General features: G+C 42.6%; 30 protein-coding genes. 28 read left to right on the forward strand and 2 right to left on the reverse strand.

Annotation, left to right across the window (positions count from 1 at the left end):
- The first annotated feature begins 64 nt into the window (after positions 1–64).
- Positions 65–2149, forward strand: coding sequence for an elongation factor G (gene fusA, locus Q1X33_RS05370; RefSeq protein WP_005226900.1), 2085 nt, complete (start codon positions 65–67; stop codon positions 2147–2149).
- Between the two features lie 148 nt (positions 2150–2297).
- Complete coding sequence (gene tuf, locus Q1X33_RS05375) at positions 2298–3485, forward strand: elongation factor Tu (protein ID WP_005226902.1); 1188 nt, start codon at positions 2298–2300, stop codon at positions 3483–3485.
- A gap of 128 nt (positions 3486–3613) precedes the next feature.
- Here the strand turns inward: tuf and Q1X33_RS05380 are convergent, their stop codons facing one another.
- On the reverse strand, positions 3614–4339 hold the full coding sequence (locus tag Q1X33_RS05380; protein WP_270787903.1) for a nitroreductase family protein: 726 nt from the start codon (positions 4337–4339) through the stop codon (positions 3614–3616).
- A complete protein-coding gene (locus Q1X33_RS05385) occupies positions 4323–5768 on the reverse strand; it encodes a PLP-dependent aminotransferase family protein (protein ID WP_005226907.1) in 1446 nt (481 codons plus the stop codon). Before Q1X33_RS05385 ends, Q1X33_RS05380 begins: the two co-directional genes overlap by 17 nt.
- A 107-nt stretch (positions 5769–5875) precedes the next feature.
- Between Q1X33_RS05385 and thiD the strand changes: the two genes are divergently transcribed.
- The 26 genes from thiD (at position 5876) to rpmJ (ending at position 18806) form a co-directional block, all read left to right on the forward strand.
- Positions 5876–6706 (forward strand): bifunctional hydroxymethylpyrimidine kinase/phosphomethylpyrimidine kinase, encoded by an 831-nt coding sequence (thiD, locus tag Q1X33_RS05390; RefSeq protein WP_005226908.1) that lies wholly within the window; start codon positions 5876–5878, stop codon positions 6704–6706.
- Positions 6707–7047: 341 nt separating this feature from the next.
- Entirely contained in the window at positions 7048–7356 is a 309-nt protein-coding gene (gene rpsJ / locus Q1X33_RS05395; protein ID WP_003127966.1) for a 30S ribosomal protein S10, read from the forward strand.
- A 22-nt stretch (positions 7357–7378) separates the two neighbouring features.
- Positions 7379–8008, forward strand: coding sequence for a 50S ribosomal protein L3 (rplC, locus tag Q1X33_RS05400; RefSeq protein WP_003127967.1), 630 nt, complete (start codon positions 7379–7381; stop codon positions 8006–8008).
- A 29-nt stretch (positions 8009–8037) separates the two neighbouring features.
- On the forward strand, positions 8038–8661 hold the full coding sequence (gene rplD / locus Q1X33_RS05405; protein WP_005226910.1) for a 50S ribosomal protein L4: 624 nt from the start codon (positions 8038–8040) through the stop codon (positions 8659–8661).
- Entirely contained in the window at positions 8661–8954 is a 294-nt protein-coding gene (locus Q1X33_RS05410; protein ID WP_005226911.1) for a 50S ribosomal protein L23, read from the forward strand. Before rplD ends, Q1X33_RS05410 begins: the two co-directional genes overlap by 1 nt.
- Positions 8955–8993: 39 nt before the next feature.
- Positions 8994–9827 (forward strand): 50S ribosomal protein L2, encoded by an 834-nt coding sequence (gene rplB / locus Q1X33_RS05415; protein WP_005226912.1) that lies wholly within the window; start codon positions 8994–8996, stop codon positions 9825–9827.
- A 42-nt stretch (positions 9828–9869) separates the two neighbouring features.
- A complete protein-coding gene (gene rpsS / locus Q1X33_RS05420; RefSeq protein WP_005226914.1) occupies positions 9870–10148 on the forward strand; it encodes a 30S ribosomal protein S19 in 279 nt (92 codons plus the stop codon).
- 23 nt (positions 10149–10171) lie between these two features.
- Positions 10172–10519 (forward strand): 50S ribosomal protein L22, encoded by a 348-nt coding sequence (gene rplV / locus Q1X33_RS05425; RefSeq protein WP_003127973.1) that lies wholly within the window; start codon positions 10172–10174, stop codon positions 10517–10519.
- 13 nt (positions 10520–10532) lie between these two features.
- Positions 10533–11189, forward strand: coding sequence for a 30S ribosomal protein S3 (gene rpsC / locus Q1X33_RS05430; protein WP_005226916.1), 657 nt, complete (start codon positions 10533–10535; stop codon positions 11187–11189).
- A gap of 2 nt (positions 11190–11191) precedes the next feature.
- Positions 11192–11626: a 50S ribosomal protein L16 gene (gene rplP / locus Q1X33_RS05435; RefSeq protein WP_005226918.1), complete on the forward strand. Its 435-nt coding sequence runs from the start codon at positions 11192–11194 to the stop codon at positions 11624–11626.
- Complete coding sequence (gene rpmC / locus Q1X33_RS05440) at positions 11616–11804, forward strand: 50S ribosomal protein L29 (RefSeq protein ID WP_002288664.1); 189 nt, start codon at positions 11616–11618, stop codon at positions 11802–11804. The genes rplP and rpmC overlap by 11 nt, the downstream gene beginning before the upstream one ends.
- A 24-nt stretch (positions 11805–11828) precedes the next feature.
- A complete protein-coding gene (gene rpsQ, locus Q1X33_RS05445) occupies positions 11829–12095 on the forward strand; it encodes a 30S ribosomal protein S17 (RefSeq protein WP_003128005.1) in 267 nt (88 codons plus the stop codon).
- A 60-nt stretch (positions 12096–12155) separates the two neighbouring features.
- Positions 12156–12524 carry a 50S ribosomal protein L14 gene (rplN, locus tag Q1X33_RS05450; protein ID WP_003128006.1) on the forward strand — a complete coding sequence of 123 codons (369 nt, stop codon included), beginning with the start codon at positions 12156–12158 and terminating at the stop codon, positions 12522–12524.
- Positions 12525–12559: 35 nt separating this feature from the next.
- Positions 12560–12871 carry a 50S ribosomal protein L24 gene (gene rplX / locus Q1X33_RS05455; protein ID WP_003128007.1) on the forward strand — a complete coding sequence of 104 codons (312 nt, stop codon included), beginning with the start codon at positions 12560–12562 and terminating at the stop codon, positions 12869–12871.
- A gap of 27 nt (positions 12872–12898) precedes the next feature.
- Complete coding sequence (gene rplE, locus Q1X33_RS05460; RefSeq protein ID WP_005227088.1) at positions 12899–13438, forward strand: 50S ribosomal protein L5; 540 nt, start codon at positions 12899–12901, stop codon at positions 13436–13438.
- Between the two features lie 18 nt (positions 13439–13456).
- Positions 13457–13642, forward strand: coding sequence for a type Z 30S ribosomal protein S14 (locus Q1X33_RS05465; RefSeq protein ID WP_003128010.1), 186 nt, complete (start codon positions 13457–13459; stop codon positions 13640–13642).
- A 32-nt stretch (positions 13643–13674) separates the two neighbouring features.
- A complete protein-coding gene (gene rpsH / locus Q1X33_RS05470) occupies positions 13675–14073 on the forward strand; it encodes a 30S ribosomal protein S8 (protein WP_005227093.1) in 399 nt (132 codons plus the stop codon).
- Positions 14074–14104: 31 nt separating this feature from the next.
- Positions 14105–14641 carry a 50S ribosomal protein L6 gene (gene rplF / locus Q1X33_RS05475; RefSeq protein ID WP_005227095.1) on the forward strand — a complete coding sequence of 179 codons (537 nt, stop codon included), beginning with the start codon at positions 14105–14107 and terminating at the stop codon, positions 14639–14641.
- Positions 14642–14698: 57 nt separating this feature from the next.
- Complete coding sequence (gene rplR, locus Q1X33_RS05480; protein WP_005227097.1) at positions 14699–15055, forward strand: 50S ribosomal protein L18; 357 nt, start codon at positions 14699–14701, stop codon at positions 15053–15055.
- Positions 15056–15075: 20 nt separating this feature from the next.
- A complete protein-coding gene (rpsE, locus tag Q1X33_RS05485) occupies positions 15076–15576 on the forward strand; it encodes a 30S ribosomal protein S5 (protein WP_003128014.1) in 501 nt (166 codons plus the stop codon).
- Positions 15577–15589: 13 nt separating this feature from the next.
- A complete protein-coding gene (gene rpmD, locus Q1X33_RS05490; protein ID WP_003128015.1) occupies positions 15590–15769 on the forward strand; it encodes a 50S ribosomal protein L30 in 180 nt (59 codons plus the stop codon).
- A gap of 40 nt (positions 15770–15809) precedes the next feature.
- Positions 15810–16250 carry a 50S ribosomal protein L15 gene (gene rplO, locus Q1X33_RS05495; RefSeq protein ID WP_003128016.1) on the forward strand — a complete coding sequence of 147 codons (441 nt, stop codon included), beginning with the start codon at positions 15810–15812 and terminating at the stop codon, positions 16248–16250.
- A complete protein-coding gene (secY, locus tag Q1X33_RS05500) occupies positions 16250–17545 on the forward strand; it encodes a preprotein translocase subunit SecY (RefSeq protein WP_005227099.1) in 1296 nt (431 codons plus the stop codon). The genes rplO and secY overlap by 1 nt, the downstream gene beginning before the upstream one ends.
- Positions 17546–17605: 60 nt before the next feature.
- Entirely contained in the window at positions 17606–18250 is a 645-nt protein-coding gene (locus Q1X33_RS05505; protein ID WP_005227100.1) for an adenylate kinase, read from the forward strand.
- A gap of 188 nt (positions 18251–18438) precedes the next feature.
- The gene (infA, locus tag Q1X33_RS05510) at positions 18439–18657 is read left to right on the forward strand and encodes a translation initiation factor IF-1 (protein ID WP_002288695.1); all 219 of its coding nucleotides are present in this window, start codon (positions 18439–18441) and stop codon (positions 18655–18657) included.
- Between the two features lie 32 nt (positions 18658–18689).
- Positions 18690–18806, forward strand: coding sequence for a 50S ribosomal protein L36 (gene rpmJ / locus Q1X33_RS05515; protein WP_002288710.1), 117 nt, complete (start codon positions 18690–18692; stop codon positions 18804–18806).
- The last annotated feature ends 15 nt before the right edge of the window (positions 18807–18821 follow it).

Genomic DNA, 18821 nt, shown 5'->3' on the forward strand with positions numbered 1-18821 from the left:
TATTGGAAGGTACTGAGACAACCTTAGCTTAAGTTAAGTAAGAATGAGAGGGGAACAACCTAGAATGGCAAGAGAATTTTCGCTAGAAAAAACTCGTAATATCGGGATCATGGCCCACGTTGACGCTGGTAAAACAACGACAACTGAACGTATCCTTTATTACACAGGTAAAATCCATAAAATTGGTGAAACACATGAAGGTGCTTCTCAAATGGACTGGATGGAACAAGAACAAGAACGTGGGATCACAATCACTTCTGCTGCGACAACTGCGCAATGGAAAGAAAACCGCGTAAATATCATCGACACACCAGGACACGTGGACTTCACAATCGAAGTGCAACGTTCATTGCGTGTACTTGATGGTGCTGTAACTGTGTTGGACTCACAATCAGGTGTAGAACCTCAAACAGAAACAGTTTGGCGTCAAGCGACAGATTACCGCGTACCGCGTGTTGTATTCTGTAACAAAATGGACAAAATTGGTGCAGACTTCTTATACTCTGTATCAACTTTACATGATCGTTTACAAGCAAATGCTCACCCAATCCAATTACCAATTGGTGCGGAAGATGACTTTACTGGTATTATCGACTTAGTAAAAATGAAAGCTGAAATCTACACAAATGACTTAGGAACTGAAATCCAAGAGACTGAAATTCCTGAAGAATACGTAGAATTAGCTGAAGAATGGCGCGAAAAATTAATCGAAGCTGTTGCTGATACTGATGAAGAACTAATGATGAAATTCTTGGAAGGTGAAGAAATCACTGAAGAAGAATTGAAAGCTGGTATTCGTCAAGCAACATTGACTGTTGACTTTTTCCCTGTTCTTTGCGGATCTGCCTTTAAAAACAAAGGGGTTCAATTGATGTTGGATGCAGTCATCGACTACTTGCCTTCACCACTTGATGTTCCTGCGATTAAAGGGATCAATCCTAAAACAGACGAAGAAACTGATCGTCCGGCTGACGATGAAGCACCATTTGCTTCATTAGCATTTAAAGTAATGACTGACCCATTCGTAGGTCGTTTGACATTCTTCCGTGTGTATTCAGGTATCTTGAACTCTGGATCATACGTATTGAATGCTTCAAAAGGCAAACGCGAACGTATCGGTCGTATCCTACAAATGCACGCCAACACTCGTGCTGAAATCCAAACAGTATACTCAGGCGATATCGCCGCTGCTGTTGGTTTGAAAGACACAACAACTGGGGATACACTATGTGATGAAAAATCACCAGTAATCCTTGAATCAATCGAATTCCCAGAACCAGTTATCGAAGTCGCTGTTGAGCCTAAATCAAAAGCTGACCAAGATAAAATGGGGGTTGCTTTACAAAAACTTGCTGAAGAAGATCCATCATTCCGTGTGGAAACAAACGCTGAAACAGGCGAAACTGTTATCGCTGGTATGGGAGAACTTCACTTGGACGTCTTAGTTGACCGTATGCGTCGCGAATTTAAAGTTGAAGCAAACGTAGGTGCGCCTCAAGTTTCTTATCGTGAAACATTCCGTGCAGCAACACAAGCGGAAGGTAAATTTGTACGTCAGTCTGGTGGTAAAGGTCAATACGGTCACGTATGGGTCGAATTTACACCAAACGAAGAAGGTAAAGGCTTCGAATTCGAAAACGCGATTGTCGGTGGTGTGGTTCCTCGTGAATACATCCCAGCAGTTGAAAAAGGACTTGAAGACTCAATGGCGAACGGTGTCTTAGCCGGTTACCCATTAGTAGACATCAAAGCAAAACTTTATGATGGTTCATACCATGATGTCGATTCAAGTGAAACTGCCTTCCGTGTTGCAGCTTCTATGGCTTTACGTGCTGCAGCGAAGAAAGCAAACCCAGTAATTCTTGAACCAATGATGAAAGTAGTTATCACTGTACCAGAAGATTACTTAGGTGATGTTATGGGTCACGTAACTGCTCGTCGTGGACGCGTAGAAGGAATGGAAGCACACGGTAACTCACAAATCGTGAACGCAATCGTGCCATTAGCTGAAATGTTCGGTTACGCAACAACACTTCGTTCATCAACACAAGGTCGCGGTACGTTCATGATGACATTTGATCACTATGAAGATGTACCTAAATCTGTTCAAGAAGAAATCATCAAGAAAAACGGCGGCAAAGCTGAATAATTGATGGAAGTATAGGAAATTAAGTAAAAAGCTATATTTTTTTCTGAGTTTCGTGTACAATATTATCGATGATAAGGGATGGGGAGCTGCGGCTCCCTACCTATCAAATATAAAAAATAAACTGCATTTTTAGGAGGAACATTTTAAAATGGCAAAAGAAAAATTTGACCGTTCTAAACCCCACGTAAACATTGGTACGATCGGACACGTTGACCATGGTAAAACTACACTTACAGCTGCTATCACAACTGTATTATCTAAAAAAGGTTTGGCTCAAGCTTCAGCTTACGACCAAATCGATGGCGCTCCAGAAGAACGCGAACGCGGAATCACTATCTCAACTGCTCACGTTGAGTACGAAACTGAAGCACGTCACTATGCTCACGTTGACTGCCCAGGACACGCGGACTACGTTAAAAACATGATCACTGGTGCTGCTCAAATGGACGGCGCGATCTTAGTAGTATCTGCTGCTGATGGTCCTATGCCTCAAACACGTGAACACATCTTGTTATCACGTAACGTTGGTGTACCATACATCGTTGTTTTCTTAAACAAAATGGATATGGTTGATGACGAAGAATTACTAGAATTAGTTGAAATGGAAGTTCGTGACTTATTGTCAGAATATGACTTCCCAGGCGACGATGTTCCTGTAATCGCTGGTTCTGCTTTGAAAGCTCTTGAAGGCGATGCTTCATACGAAGAAAAAATCATGGAATTAATGGCTGCAGTTGACGAATACGTTCCAACTCCAGAACGTGACACTGACAAACCATTCATGATGCCAGTCGAAGACGTATTCTCAATCACTGGACGTGGTACTGTTGCTACAGGCCGTGTTGAACGTGGACAAGTTCGCGTTGGTGACGAAGTTGAAATCGTTGGTATTGCTGAAGAAACTGCTAAAACAACTGTAACTGGTGTTGAAATGTTCCGTAAATTGTTAGACTATGCTGAAGCAGGGGATAACATTGGTGCATTGTTACGTGGTGTTGCTCGTGAAGACATCCAACGTGGACAAGTATTGGCTAAAGCTGGTACAATCACACCTCATACAAAATTTAAAGCTGAAGTTTACGTTTTAACAAAAGAAGAAGGTGGACGTCATACACCATTCTTCACTAACTACCGTCCTCAGTTCTACTTCCGTACAACTGACGTAACTGGTGTTGTTGAATTACCAGAAGGAACTGAAATGGTTATGCCTGGTGATAACGTAACAATCGACGTTGAATTGATCCACCCAATCGCTATCGAAGACGGAACTCGTTTCTCAATTCGTGAAGGCGGACGTACTGTTGGTTCAGGCGTTGTAACTTCAATCCAAGCTTAATTTGATTGATCGAAGAGCAAAAGCGTACGCGCTTTTGCTCTTTTTTTGACTCTTGTAGAAAAAAAGCCGCTCTCTCTAGCGTGGATGAATCCGTTACGGTTCATCGAAGCTAAAGAGAGCGGTGCTTTTTATTTTATTAGATTTTGCTTCTTCAAGAAGGCGTCAAATCCTTGGTCAGGACGATTGCTGTAAAAGCCAGCGAATTTTTCTGACCATGGTTTGGTCTCGCGGGCTTCTCCAAAAGCAGTCATCGTTTGATCGTACGCTTCGATCGCCTCATAAGAATAGTCCTGATAATGGTTGTAATGAATGACCGCTTCTTCTGGCAAGCGAGGTTTGACCTTCATTTCTACGATTGGTTTACCGATGCTCAAGCCAGCCACAGGATAGACATATTCTGGTAAGTGCAACAATTCAGCGATTTTGGCGCTGTCTTTGCGGACACTGCCAGAAATGACGGTGCCTAAGCCTAGTGATTCAGCAGCGATCGCACCAGATTGCAAAGCGATGCTGGCATCAGTGGTGGCGATCAATAATGGCTGATAGCCCTCATCGATTGGATAGGGAGTCTGTTTTTCGTCAGCAACTTTTTTGGTTCGGTTTAAATCAGCTAAGAATAGCAGAAAGAGTGAACTTGCTGCGATATGAGTATTGCCAGGATTCCATTCGACCATTTGTTGGCGAATCTGCGGGTCGTCGATCACTAAGATCGAATAGGCTTGCCCGTTCATCCAGCTAGGTGCTTGACGAGCCGCAGTCAAAATCGCGGTTACTTGCTCTTGGCTCAAGCGGTAGTCAGGGTCAAATTGTCGGTAAGTGCGGTGATTGTGCAAAAGCTCAATGGTTTCGTTCATAGGTTTGCTCCTTTAACTGTTGGGTGATTTTTGTGAATCGTTCTTGAAATCGCGGTAAATCATCTTTGGCTAAGCGGGTATAGTTCAAACGCAAGCCATTCGTATCGTTACTGAAAAGAAACGCAGGTGCTACTAAGCAATCGTTCGCCAAAAAGAGTGACCAATCTTTGCGAGTCAATGTGCGGTGACGCCAAGTCAACCACAGGTAAAGACCACCTTTCGTCGGCTGCCATTGCCAATCCTCCTGAAATGCCTGCAAGAGTTGGAGTAAGTCTTGCTGACGCTGGGCCATTTCTGCAAGCAGTGTCCGCTGCTGCTGGTGGTAATCAGAGGAGCGTAAGGCGATGTTGGCAAGGACTTGCGGGAAGATCGTGGTATCGATCGCCATCCGTTTTTTTGCTTGGGCAAATTGGTCGGCTAACGCTTCTGGCACCAAAAGCCAGCCGATTTTGATGGATGAACCTAGTAATTTTGAAAGCGAGCCTAAATAAATGACGGTTTCGGGAGCCATGGATTTTAGCTTGGGCGGTACTTTATCAAAAGCCAACTCGCTAAAAACATCGTCTTCTATGATCGGTACTTGGTAGGTTTGGCAAAGGCGGATGATCGCTTGGCGCCGATGGTCACTCATAGTATGTCCCGTTGGATTTTGGAAGGTGGGATTCAGATAGACGAATTTGATCTTCTTTTCCTTCAACACTTTTTCCAATGCCGCAGGCCGCATCCCTTCGCTATCTTGCTTGATCCCGATCAGCTGGACATTCATCGTGGAAAACAAGGGGAGAGAGAACAAGAAAGAAGGGTCCTCTGTCGCGATACAATCCCCCGCATGCAATAAGACTTGCATTAGCAAGGTGATTCCTTGTGTCGATCCAGCAGTGATCACTAGTTTTTGTCCGTTGGTGGGCAAATTGAAGGAATCAGCAAGGTGCTGCAATAAGATTTCTTGCAAAGGTTCATAACCCGTCGGTAATACTTTGGTGCTTTCCTTGCGAATCTCTTCCCAGGTAAAGGCAGGAAACGTGAAATCGGGGATCAGATCGGCAGGTAGATCACCTGTGTACAGATCCAGAACATCCTTCTCGGTGCGCAAATGCTGAATCTGTTGAACGTAAGGGTCTTGCTGCAGATAAGGGCTGCTTAAAGACGAGCGCAAATAAGAAAGTGGCGTTTGGCGGTTCCCCCAACGACCTTCCAATACACGAGAGCCGCTGCCTTGTTTTCGTTCGATCCATCCTAAGCTTTTCAATTCATCTAACGCTTTGACGACGGTGGAACGATTGACGCCAAAAGTCTGGGCGAGGCTGCGCTCTGGTGGCAAACGATCCCCAGGTCCATAGATTCCCGCTTGGATCTCTTCGATAAAATGAGTCACGATCTGCTGGTAAATCGGTTGTTTCTTCTGTTTGTCGATACTTGATGAAGCCATCCTGCACCACCTTTTTCAATTGGATGGTTTAAAAATAAGCCAAATGGCTCTTTTCGTCAAGGGGAAGATTGACTATACTTAGCAAAAAGCACAAGGAGATGAGGAAGATGGAAAAAGTCCTATCAATTGCTGGGTCAGATTCAACCGGAGGTGCCGGTATCGAAGCAGATTTAAAAACATTTCAGGAATATGGTGTCTTTGGTTTTGCCACGATCGCTGCGATCGTCACGATGGACCCGCAAGCAGGTTGGAGCCATGAAGTAACGGCGATGGAAACAGCGCTTGTCGAAAAACAATTGATCTCTGCTTTTGCAGGTGATCCGATGGATGCTCTAAAAACGGGCATGTTAGGCAATGAAGACAATATTGTCCAAGCTGCACAGATGATCCAACAGCAGCAAGTCAAAAATGTGGTGATCGATCCTGTCATTGCTTGCAAAGGGACTGCAGAAATCTTACAGCCAAAAAGCGTCGATGCCATCATCACGCATTTGTTGCCTTTAGCAGATGTTGTCACCCCTAATTTAGTAGAAGCGGGGATTCTTTCAGGTTTGGGTGATTTGACGAGTGTGGAGGCCATGAAGCAAGCTGCTGGAAAAATCCATGAATTAGGTGCTAAATACGTCGTGATCAAAGGGGGACATCGCTTGCCAGGAGCAAAAGCCATTGACCTCGTTTATGATGGGCAATCCTTCCTCTTGTTAGAAAGTGAAAAAATCGCTACCGATTTCAATCACGGGGCAGGCTGCACCTTTTCAGCAGCGATCGCTGCGGGTCTTGCAAAAGGCAAACCCGTCGTGGAAAGCGTTCGGTTAGCGAAAGCCTTTGTCACAGCGGCAATCAAAGAAGGAGTGGTGATCAATCCTTATGTGGGTCATGTGTGGCATGGTGCCTATACCCACGCCCAAGACCGTATGCAGGAGGAAGCGCCGCAATAGCAGGTTTTCTTCTATAATAAATAGGAAATGAAGAAGTGCTTAAAAGAAGCGGTCAACGCTTCTTTTTTTGTGTTACGAAACCAAAAGAAAATTTTCTGAAAGAAATGCAAAAGAATCCCGGTTTTTCCATAAAAAAAGCTTGCAATCAATGTTTATCCGTAATATAATCATAAAGGTGCTGTTTACGTAAATACGTAAGTCACACTGGCAGCAAAGAAATTTTCTGCCGGCTACGAAACGAGAGGTTGCGACACGCCCGGACGCTTTGCCATGGACGAGCGTGACGGAAAATTTTCGTGGAGCTATGTCTACTTTTCAAAATAGGCGAAGGAGGGAAAACAATGGCAAAACAAAAAATTCGTATCCGTTTAAAAGCGTATGAACATCGTATTTTAGATCAATCAGCGGATAAAATCGTAGAAACTGCAAAGAGAACTGGAGCTGGCGTATCTGGTCCAATTCCATTACCAACTGAACGCAGCTTGTACACGATCATCCGTGCGACGCACAAATACAAAGATTCACGCGAACAATTCGAAATGCGTACACACAAACGTCTAATCGACATTGTGAATCCAACACCAAAAACTGTTGATGCTTTAATGAAGCTAGACTTGCCAAGCGGTGTTAATATCGAAATCAAACTATAATAATTAAGATGGAGGTGTAATCATGACCAAAGGAATCTTAGGGAAAAAAGTGGGAATGACTCAAATCTTCACTGAATCTGGCGAATTGATTCCAGTAACTGTAGTAGAAGCTACACCAAACGTAGTGCTACAAGTGAAAACAATCGAAAATGACGGCTACGAAGCAATTCAAGTCGGCTACCAAGATATGCGTGAAGTTTTGTCTAACAAACCTGCGAAAGGTCATGTTGCAAAAGCAAACACGGCTCCTAAGCGCTTCATTCGCGAATTCAAGAATGTAGAGCTAGAGGGCTTAGAAGTAGGATCAGAAATCAAAGTTGATATTTTTGAAGCAGGAGACATCATCGATGTAACCGGCACTTCGAAAGGTAAAGGATTCCAAGGCGTTATCAAACGTCACGGACAAAGCCGCGGACCAATGGCTCACGGTTCTCGTTACCACCGTCGTCCTGGATCAATGGGTCCAGTTGCACCTAACCGTGTATTCAAAAACAAACGTCTTGCTGGACGTATGGGCGGAAATCGCATCACGATCCAAAACTTGGAAATCGTACGCGTAGACGCAGAACGCAACGTTATCTTGATCAAAGGTAATGTACCTGGCGCGAAAAAATCATTGATTACAATCAAATCAGCTGTGAAAGCTAAATAAGTAGATAGGAAGAAAGGAGGAACTAAGGAATGCCGAATGTAGCATTATTCAAACAAGATGGAAGCCAAAATGGCGAAATTACATTGAACGAAGAAATCTTCGGAATCGAACCAAATGAATCAGTTGTCTATGATGCAATCATCATGCAACGCGCTTCATTAAGACAAGGAACACACGCTGTGAAAAACCGCAGTGCCGTTCGTGGCGGTGGCCGTAAACCATGGCGCCAAAAAGGAACTGGACGTGCCCGTCAAGGTTCAATCCGTTCACCACAATGGCGTGGAGGTGGCGTAGTCTTCGGACCAACACCACGTTCATACAGCTACAAACTTCCTAAAAAAGTTCGTCGCTTAGCAATGAAATCTGTATTGTCAGAAAAAGTTGCTTCAAATAACTTGGTAGCAGTAGAAGGATTAAGCTTTGATGCTCCAAAAACAAAAGAATTCAAACAAGTTTTAGCTAACTTGACAATTGACTCTAAAGTATTGGTAGTTTTAGAATCTGAAAACGACTTTGCCGCTTTATCTGCGCGCAACTTGCCAAAAGTTTCTGTAGTTACTGCTGATAACATTAGTGTTTTAGACATCGTTTCTAACGACAAAATGTTAGTGACACAAACTGCTCTTACTCAGATCGAGGAGGTGCTTGCATAATGAACTTACTAGACGTTATTAAACGCCCAGTGATCACTGAAAAATCAATGCTTGCCATGGATGACAAGAAATACACTTTTGAAGTGGACACAAAAGCTAACAAAACTTTAGTAAAACAAGCTGTAGAAGCTGCCTTTGACGGAGTGAAAGTGGCAAACGTGAACATCATCAACGTTCGTCCGAAATTCAAACGCATGGGTAAATATGCAGGATATACAAAAAAACGTCGCAAAGCTGTTGTGACTTTAACTGAAGATTCTAAAGAAATCCAAATTTTCGAAGCTGCTGAATAAGCAACTCACGCATAAACTTTACATGGGAGGGAAAAAGACGTGGCGATTAAAAAGTACAAACCTACCACGAACGGCCGTCGTAATATGACAAGTTCTGATTTCGCTGAAATCACAACTTCAACACCAGAAAAAACATTGTTAGCTCCTTTGAAAAACAATGCTGGTCGTAACAACAACGGACGTATCACGGTTCGTCATCAAGGTGGCGGTCACAAACGTCAATACCGTTTGATCGATTTCAAACGTAACAAAGACAACGTCGTTGCTACGGTTAAAACGATTGAATATGATCCAAACCGTTCTGCTAACATTGCGTTAGTACATTACGAGGATGGAGTAAAAGCATACATCTTAGCACCTAAAGGATTAGAAGTTGGCATGACTGTCGTTTCTGGTCCAGATGCAGATATCAAAGTAGGGAATGCATTACCACTAGAAAACATTCCAGTCGGTACTGTTATCCACAACATCGAAATGAAACCTGGTAAAGGTGGACAATTGATTCGTTCAGCTGGAACAAGTGCTCAAGTACTTGGTAAAGAAGGCAAATACGTATTGATCCGCTTGAACTCTGGTGAAGTACGGATGATCTTAGCATCATGTCGTGCAACAATCGGTTCTGTTGGTAATGAACAACACGAATTGATCAACATCGGTAAAGCCGGTCGTTCTCGTTGGATGCGCAAACGCCCAACTGTACGTGGTAGCGTAATGAACCCTAATGATCACCCACACGGTGGTGGTGAAGGTAAAGCACCAATCGGACGTAAAGCACCAGTTTCTCCTTGGGGACAACCTGCACTTGGTTACAAAACACGTAACAAAAAAGCAAAATCAGACAAACTTATCGTTCGTCGTCGTAAAACTAAGTAATATACTTGACCGTGTGTCGCACATTTTGAGAGGAGGTACACCATGGGTCGTAGTTTGAAAAAAGGACCTTTTGTCGATGACCATTTGATGAAAAAGGTCGAAGCACAAGAAGGCGCTGAAAAGAAAAAAGTGATCAAAACTTGGTCACGTCGTTCTACAATTTTCCCTAATTTTATCGGATTTACAATTGCTGTGTATGATGGACGGAAACATGTACCAGTTTACATCCAAGAAGACATGGTAGGACACAAATTAGGTGAATTTGCACCAACAAGAACTTATCGCGGACATGCTGCCGATGATAAGAAAACAAGACGCTAATTTTGAGGGGAGGATATCCAAAAATGGCAGAACAAATCACATCAGCGAAAGCAACTGCTAAAACAGTCCGCGTTTCTCCTCGTAAATCTCGTCTAGTTATTGACTTAATCAGAGGGAAAAGCGTTGCTGAAGCAATCGCGATCTTAAAGTTCACACCAAATAAAGCAGCTGGAATCATCGAGAAAGTCTTGATGTCAGCTATTGCCAATGCAGAAAATAATTTTGACTTAGATGTTGAAAACTTGATTGTTTCTGAAGCATTCGTAAACGAAGGACCAACGATGAAACGTTTCCGTCCACGTGCGAAAGGTTCAGCTTCACCGATCAACAAACGTACAAGTCATATTACTGTAGTCGTATCAGAAAAATAAGGAGGGACAATCAGTGGGTCAAAAAGTACATCCAATTGGAATGCGTGTAGGCATCATCCGTGACTGGGATGCTAAATGGTATGCTGAAAAAGAGTATGCTGAATTTCTACATGAAGATTTGAAAATCCGTAAATTTATCGCATCTAAACTTGCTGATGCCGCTGTGTCTACAGTTGAGATCGAGCGTGCAGCAAACCGCGTGAATATTTCAATCCACACAGCTAAACCAGGTATGGTTATCGGTAAAGGCGGATCTGAAGTCGAAAACCTAAGAAAAGAATTAAATAGCCTAACTGGCAAACGAGTTCACATCAACATCGTTGAAATCAAAAAACCAGATTTAGATGCTAAATTAGTAGGCGAAGGAATCGCACGTCAATTAGAAAACCGTGTTGCTTTCCGTCGTGCGCAAAAACAAGCGATCCAACGCACAATGCGTTCTGGCGCTAAAGGAATCAAAACACAAGTTTCTGGCCGTCTAAATGGTGCGGATATCGCTCGTTCAGAAGGTTACTCAGAAGGAACCGTTCCACTTCATACATTACGTGCGGACATTGATTACGCATGGGAAGAAGCAGATACAACATACGGAAAACTAGGAGTTAAAGTGTGGATTTATCGTGGAGAAGTTCTTCCAACTAAAAAGAACACTGAGAAAGGAGGGAAATAAACATGTTAGTACCTAAACGTGTAAAACACCGTCGTGAGTTCCGCGGAAAAATGCGTGGCGAAGCGAAAGGCGGAAAAGAAGTAGCATTCGGTGAATACGGCTTACAAGCTGTTGAATCACACTGGATCACAAACCGTCAAATCGAAGCTGCCCGTATCGCAATGACTCGTTATATGAAACGTGGCGGGAAAGTATGGATCAAAATTTTCCCTCACAAATCTTATACTGCCAAAGCTATCGGGGTACGTATGGGTTCTGGTAAAGGGGCTCCTGAAGGATGGGTATCACCAGTTAAACGTGGTAAAATCATGTTTGAAATTGCCGGTGTACCTGAAGAAGTTGCGCGCGAAGCGCTACGTCTTGCTTCTCACAAATTACCAGTGAAAACGAAGATCGTAAAACGTGAGGAAATGGGTGGTGAATCGAATGAAGGTTAAAGAAATCAGAGAATTAACCACTGCCGAAATGCTAGATCAAGAAAAACAATTGAAAGAAGAATTGTTCAATCTTAGATTCCAATTAGCAACAGGTCAATTAGAAAACACTGCACGTATCAAAGAAGTACGTAAATCGATTGCACGCATTAAAACAGTATTGCGTGAACAAGCTAAGTAATAGTGGAAGGAGGCCATTTAGCGTATGACTGAAGAAAGAAATCAACGCAAAGTTTACCAAGGTCGCGTGGTATCAGACAAAATGGATAAAACTATCACTGTTGTCGTTGAAACAAAGAAAAACCACCCTATCTACGGCAAACGTCTGAACTATTCTAAGAAATACAAAGCACACGATGAAAACAACGAAGCAAAAGTTGGCGATATCGTGAAAATTATGGAAACTCGTCCATTATCAGCTACGAAACGTTTCCGTCTAGTAGAGATTGTTGAAAAGGCAGTGATTATCTAATCACACGAGATTTTCCTATATAGATTGTGAATTGCAAAATCTGAAAGGAGGATACACATCGTGATCCAAGCAGAAAGCCGATTAAGAGTGGCGGACAACTCAGGTGCCCGTGAAATTCTAACGATCAAAGTCCTTGGCGGATCTGGTCGTAAAACTGCCAATATTGGTGACGTGATTGTTGCTACGGTTAAACAAGCAACGCCAGGTGGGGTTGTCAAAAAAGGTGACGTCGTTAAAGCCGTTATCGTTCGTACTAAATCAGGAGCTCGTCGTACAGACGGTTCATACATCAAATTCGATGAAAATGCTGCGGTTATTATCCGTGACGATAAGAGCCCTCGTGGAACTCGTATCTTTGGCCCAGTTGCCCGCGAATTGCGTGAAGGCAACTTTATGAAGATCGTTTCCCTAGCACCAGAAGTATTGTAATAGTGATTCTTATCTAAAGGAGGTGCGAAACAAACATGTTTGTTAAAAAAGGCGATAAAGTTAAAGTTATCACTGGTAAAGACAAAAACAAAGAAGGCGTTGTGCTAGCAGCGTTTCCTAAAAAAGACAAAGTCGTTGTTGAAGGTGTCAATGTTGTCAAAAAACACCAAAAACCTTCTCAAACTGCTCCTCAAGGCGGAATCGTTGAAATGGAAGCACCAATTCATGTTTCTAACGTGATGGTGGTTGATCCATCGAACGGTGAAGCTACGCGTGTCGGTTACAAAGAAGTTGACGGCAAAAAAGTCCGCGTTTCTAAGAAAACCGGAGAAGTTCTTGATAAATAATCTGATGAAGGAAGGAGGGGCTAACAGATGAACCGCCTTAAAGAAAAATATTCAAAAGAAGTTGTCCCATCATTAATGGACAAATTTAACTACAGCTCAATCATGGAAGCACCAAAAGTTGATAAAATCGTTATCAACATGGGTGTCGGTGACGCTGTTTCTAATGCTAAAAACTTAGACAAAGCTGTTGAAGAATTACAATTGATCTCAGGTCAAAAACCATTGATCACAAAAGCGAAAAAATCTATCGCAGGATTCCGTTTACGTGAAGGAATGCCAATCGGTGCGAAAGTAACACTACGCGGCGAAAGAATGTATGAATTCTTAGATAAACTAGTAAGTGTGTCATTGCCACGTGTCCGTGACTTCCACGGTGTGAGCAAAAAAGCGTTCGACGGACGCGGAAACTACACTTTAGGTATCAAAGAACAATTGATTTTCCCTGAAGTAGATTATGATTTGATCGACAAAGTACGTGGTATGGATATCGTGATTGTAACAACAGCAAACACAGATGAAGAATCTCGTGAATTGTTGACACAATTAGGCATGCCATTCCAAAAATAAAAAAAGGAGGCGAACTACGTGGCTAAAAAATCAATGATTGCTAAAAACAAACGCCCTGCTAAATTCTCAACGCAAGAATACACTCGTTGTGAACGTTGCGGACGTCCACATTCAGTTTATCGTAAATTTCATCTTTGCCGTATTTGCTTCCGCGAACTTGCCTATAAAGGACAAATTCCCGGCGTGAAGAAAGCTAGCTGGTAAACTATACTCGCATAAAGGAGGTAAATTATCCCATGGTCATGACAGATCCAATTGCAGATTTTCTAACGCGCGTGCGTAACGCAAACATGGTTAAACACGAAAGCCTAGAAGTACCTGCTTCAAAAATCAAACGTGATATCGCTGAAATCTTGAAACGTGAAGGTTTCGTCCGCGATGTTGAATACATTGAAGATGACAAACAAGGCGTGATCCGCGTATTTCTTAAATACGGTAAAAACGGTGAACGTGTTATCACAAACTTAAAACGTATCTCTAAACCAGGCTTGCGTGCTTATGTCAAAGCTGACGAAGTACCAAAAGTATTGAATGGTCTAGGAATCGCGATTATCTCAACTTCTGACGGTGTAATCACTGACAAAGAAGCTAGAGCAAAAAATGTTGGCGGCGAAGTAGTCGCTTATGTATGGTAATTTAAAATATTCCACAAGGAGGTGCCTCTAAGTGAGTCGTATCGGTAATAAGATCGTCGTTCTTCCTGCTGGTGTTGAAATCAAGCAAAACGGAAACGACATTACAGTTAAAGGACCTAAAGGTGAATTAACACGTACTTTCTCTTCTGATATCACAATGAATATCGAAGGAAACGAAGTAACATTCACTCGTCCAAATGATAGTAAAGAAATGAAAACTATCCACGGAACTACCCGTGCAAACTTCAACAACATGGTTGTTGGTGTTTCTGAAGGTTTCCAAAAAGCGTTAGAATTAATCGGGGTTGGGTACCGTGCTCAATTACAAGGGAAAAAACTTGTATTGAACGTTGGTTACTCTCATCCAGTTGAAATCGAAGCGCCAGCTGGAATCGAAATCGAAGTTCCTTCAAACACTTCTGTGATCGTTAAAGGATCAGATAAAGAAGTCGTTGGCGAATTGGCTGCCAATATCCGTGGCGTTCGTCCTCCAGAACCTTATAAAGGCAAAGGAATTCGTTATGTTGGCGAATTTGTACGCCGTAAAGAAGGTAAAACTGGTAAATAGTCGTAATTCTTTACGACTAGCAGCTTAGGCTAGCAAAATTAAAAGAGGTGACAAATTGTGATTACAAAACCAGATAAAAACAAGACACGTCAGAAAAGACATCGTCGTGTACGTAACAAAATCTCTGGTACTGCTGAGTGCCCACGCTTAAACGTGTTCCGTTCGAACAAAAACATCTACGCACAAGTAATTGATGACGTAGCGGGTGTGACGCTAGCAAGTGCCTCTGCCTTAGACAAAGAAGTTTCAGGTGCAACAAAAACTGAACAAGCACAAGCTGTCGGTAAATTAGTCGCAGAACGTGCAGCAGCAAAAGGTATTAAAGTAGTAGTCTTTGACCGTGGTGGATACCTTTACCATGGCCGTGTAGCAGCTTTAGCTGAAGCAGCTCGCGAAAATGGACTGGAATTTTAAGAGAAGGAGGAACACCATTCATGGTTTATATTGATCCAAAACATTTGGAATTAGAAGACCGCGTTGTTGCGATCAACCGTGTAACTAAAGTTGTTAAAGGTGGACGTCGTCTACGTTTTGCTGCATTAGTTGTTGTCGGTGACAAAAACGGACACGTAGGTTTCGGTACTGGTAAAGCACAAGAAGTACCAGAAGCAATCCGTAAAGCAATCGAAGACGCGAAGAAAAACTTGGTGGAAGTACCAATGGTTGGTTCTACAATCCCTCACGAAGTTATCGGTGTATTCGGCGGCGGACGCATCCTTATGAAACCTGCTGTAGAAGGTTCTGGGGTAGCTGCTGGTGGACCAGTTCGTGCCGTATTGGAATTAGCTGGGGTAGCTGATATCACATCTAAATCTTTAGGTTCTAACACACCAATCAACGTTGTTCGCGCAACAGTTGAAGGTTTAAAACAATTAAAACGCGCTGAAGAAGTGGCAGCACTTCGCGGCAAATCAGTAGAAGAATTAATCGGTTAAGGAGGACACTATAATGGCTGAATTGAAAATTACTTTAAAACGCAGTATTATCGGACGTCCCCAAAACCAACGTGATACTGTAAAAGCGTTAGGTCTTACAAAGTTGAATTCAACAGTTGTAAAACCTGCTAATGATGCAATCAAAGGCATGGTTAACACTGTTTCTCACTTAGTGGACGTTGAAGAGGTCTAAGGATCAGCAGATCTAGTTTGATTAAGGAGGTGCCAAACCTATGAAACTTCATGAATTAAAACCATCAGAAGGCTCACGCCAAGTACGTAACCGTGTCGGTCGAGGAACTTCATCTGGTAACGGTAAAACAGCTGGACGTGGACAAAAAGGTCAAAAAGCTCGTTCAGGCGGCGGAGTACGTCTAGGATTCGAAGGTGGACAAACACCATTGTTCCGTCGTTTACCAAAACGTGGCTTTACAAATGTGAACCGCAAAGAATATGCAGTCATCAATCTTGATGTCTTGAACCGCTTTGAAGACGGTGCTGAAGTAACACCTGTTGCTTTACACGAAGCTGGAATCGTCAAAGACGAAAAAGCTGGAATCAAAGTATTAGCTAACGGAGAATTAACGAAGAAATTGACTGTGAAAGCAGCTAAATTCTCAAAAGCAGCTGAAGAAGCAATCGTTGCTGCTGGTGGATCAATCGAGGTGATCTAATGATCAGACTATTGAAGGATGCCTTTAAGGTTAAGGATATTAGATCCAGAATATTGTTCACCGTCTTAATCTTGTTTGTCTTTCGTCTGGGAACACATATTACTGTGCCAGGCGTAGACGCAAGTCGCCTAAATACCATCGCGGATCTACCCTTTTTAAACATGTTAAACTTGGTAAGTGGTGGCGCCATGCAACAATTTTCGATTTTCTCGATGGGGGTTTCGCCTTACATCACTGCCTCAATTGTTATTCAGTTGTTGCAGATGGATATCGTACCAAAATTTGTTGAATGGTCGAAACAAGGTGAAGTGGGTCGTAAGAAACTAAATCAGGCAACACGTTACTTAACGTTGGTATTGGGCTTTGTCCAATCCATGACATTAACGGCTGGATTTAACTATTACACTCAACTCGGGTTTGTAAACAATCCTAATATGGCAACCTATATCGTGATCGGTCTGATTTTAACAGCCGGAACGATGTTAGTCACTTGGTTAGGAGAGCAGATCACCGAGCGTGGTATCGGAAACGGTGTGTCAATGATCATCTTTGCAGGGATCATTTCACGCTTACCAGCAAGCATCAAAGAATTGATTGAAGATTACTTCATTAACGTGGATCAATCAGATATCTGGCTAAATGCTATCTTTATGGCGCTGCTTGTGATCGCTGTGTTGATCGTCATTACTTTAGTAACGTATGTTCAACAAGCAGAACGCAAGATTCCGATCCAATATACAAAACGGGTAGCAGGAGCGCCTACCAGCAGTTACCTTCCTTTGAAAGTAAATGCTGCCGGGGTTATCCCAGTTATCTTTGCCAGTTCTTTTATTACAACACCAAATGCGATCATTCAAGCATTAGGTAGTTCATATAGAGGAGAAACTTGGTACGAAGTGGTGCAAACGATCTTTAGTTACAACACTGTACCGGGTGCGATCATCTATACTGTCTTGATCGTTGCGTTTACTTTCTTCTACGCATTTGTTCAAGTAAACCCTGAGAAATTAGCGGAAAACTTGCAAAAACAAGGAAGTTACATTCCGAGTGTGCGTCCTGGTAAAGGAACCGAAGAATATGTATCACGTTTGTTGATGCGATTAAGCACGGTTGGATCGATCTTTTTAGGATTGGTTGCTTTACTTCCAATCATCGCTCAGATGGCTTGGAATCTACCGCAATCGATCGGTCTAGGTGGAACGAGTCTATTGATCATTATCGGTGTGGCACTTGATACTGCCAAGCAGTTAGAAGGGCTTATGCTGAAACGGAAATATACTGGTTTCATCAATTAAAGTTATTGAAGTGTTGAGGATTTCCTCAACACTATTCAAAAACTTACAGGAGGAATTAGAATGAACTTCATTTTAATGGGATTACCTGGTGCTGGAAAAGGTACTCAGGCAGAACGTATCGTTGCTGAATACGGTCTTCCTCATATTTCAACAGGCGATATGTTTCGGGCTGCGATGGCGAACGAAACAGAACTAGGCCTTAAAGCAAAATCATACATGGATCAAGGCGCATTAGTTCCTGATGAGGTTACAAATGGGATCGTTAAAGAACGTTTAGCTGAACCTGATACCGAGAAAGGTTTCTTATTAGATGGTTTTCCTCGTACATTGGATCAAGCAAAAGCGTTAGATGAGATGCTAGCTGACCTTAACAAAAAACTTGATGCCGTTATTGATATTCATGTTCCTGAAGAAGTTCTTGTAGAACGTTTAGCCGGCCGCTTCATGTGCCGCAATTGTGGGGCAACTTATCATAAATTGTTCAATCCTCCAAAAGAGGAAGGAACATGTGATCGTTGTGGAAGTCATGACTTCTACCAACGTGAAGATGATAAGCCTGAGACGGTCAAAAATCGTCTAGCTGTCAATATCAAAAGCAGTGAACCAATTTTGACTTATTACAAAGACAAAGGGTTATTGCAATCGATTGATGGGGATCGCGACATCGACGCTGTATTCGAAGATGTTCAAAAGATCATTGACTAATCATAGATTGCCCGAGTCCAACTTGCAGCTTAAAACTTTCTCTTGAAATCTTTGACAGGATATGATAGAATATGTCAGTCCGACTTCTACTTTTCATTAAGTAGGAGCATAGTTTGAGAATATCAGGTGGGAACCGAGTTTCCGCCATTTTATCGTGTGAAAATCACAAGTACAAGGAGGTACTGTGCGTGGCAAAAGAAGATATGATTGAAGTCGAAGGTACAGTCGTCGAAACTTTGCCGAATGCAATGTTTAAAGTAGAATTGGAAAACGGACACCAAGTTCTAGCGACCGTTTCTGGTAAGATCCGGATGCACTACATTCGTATTTTACCTGGAGACAAAGTGACGGTGGAATTATCCCCGTATGATCTGAACCGTGGCCGCATTACTTATCGCTTTAAATAATTGTACTCCGTAAAACCACAGGAGGTATTATCATGAAAGTAAGACCATCAGTAAAACCAATGTGCGAACATTGTAAAGTAATTCGTCGTAAAGGACGCGTTATGGTGATTTGCCCAGCAAATCCAAAACATAAACAACGTCAAGGATAATCGGAGGTGTAACAA

This window comes from Enterococcus sp. B2E4, assembly GCF_030499455.1.
Taxonomy (GTDB): Bacteria; Bacillota; Bacilli; order Lactobacillales; family Enterococcaceae; genus Enterococcus_D; species Enterococcus_D casseliflavus.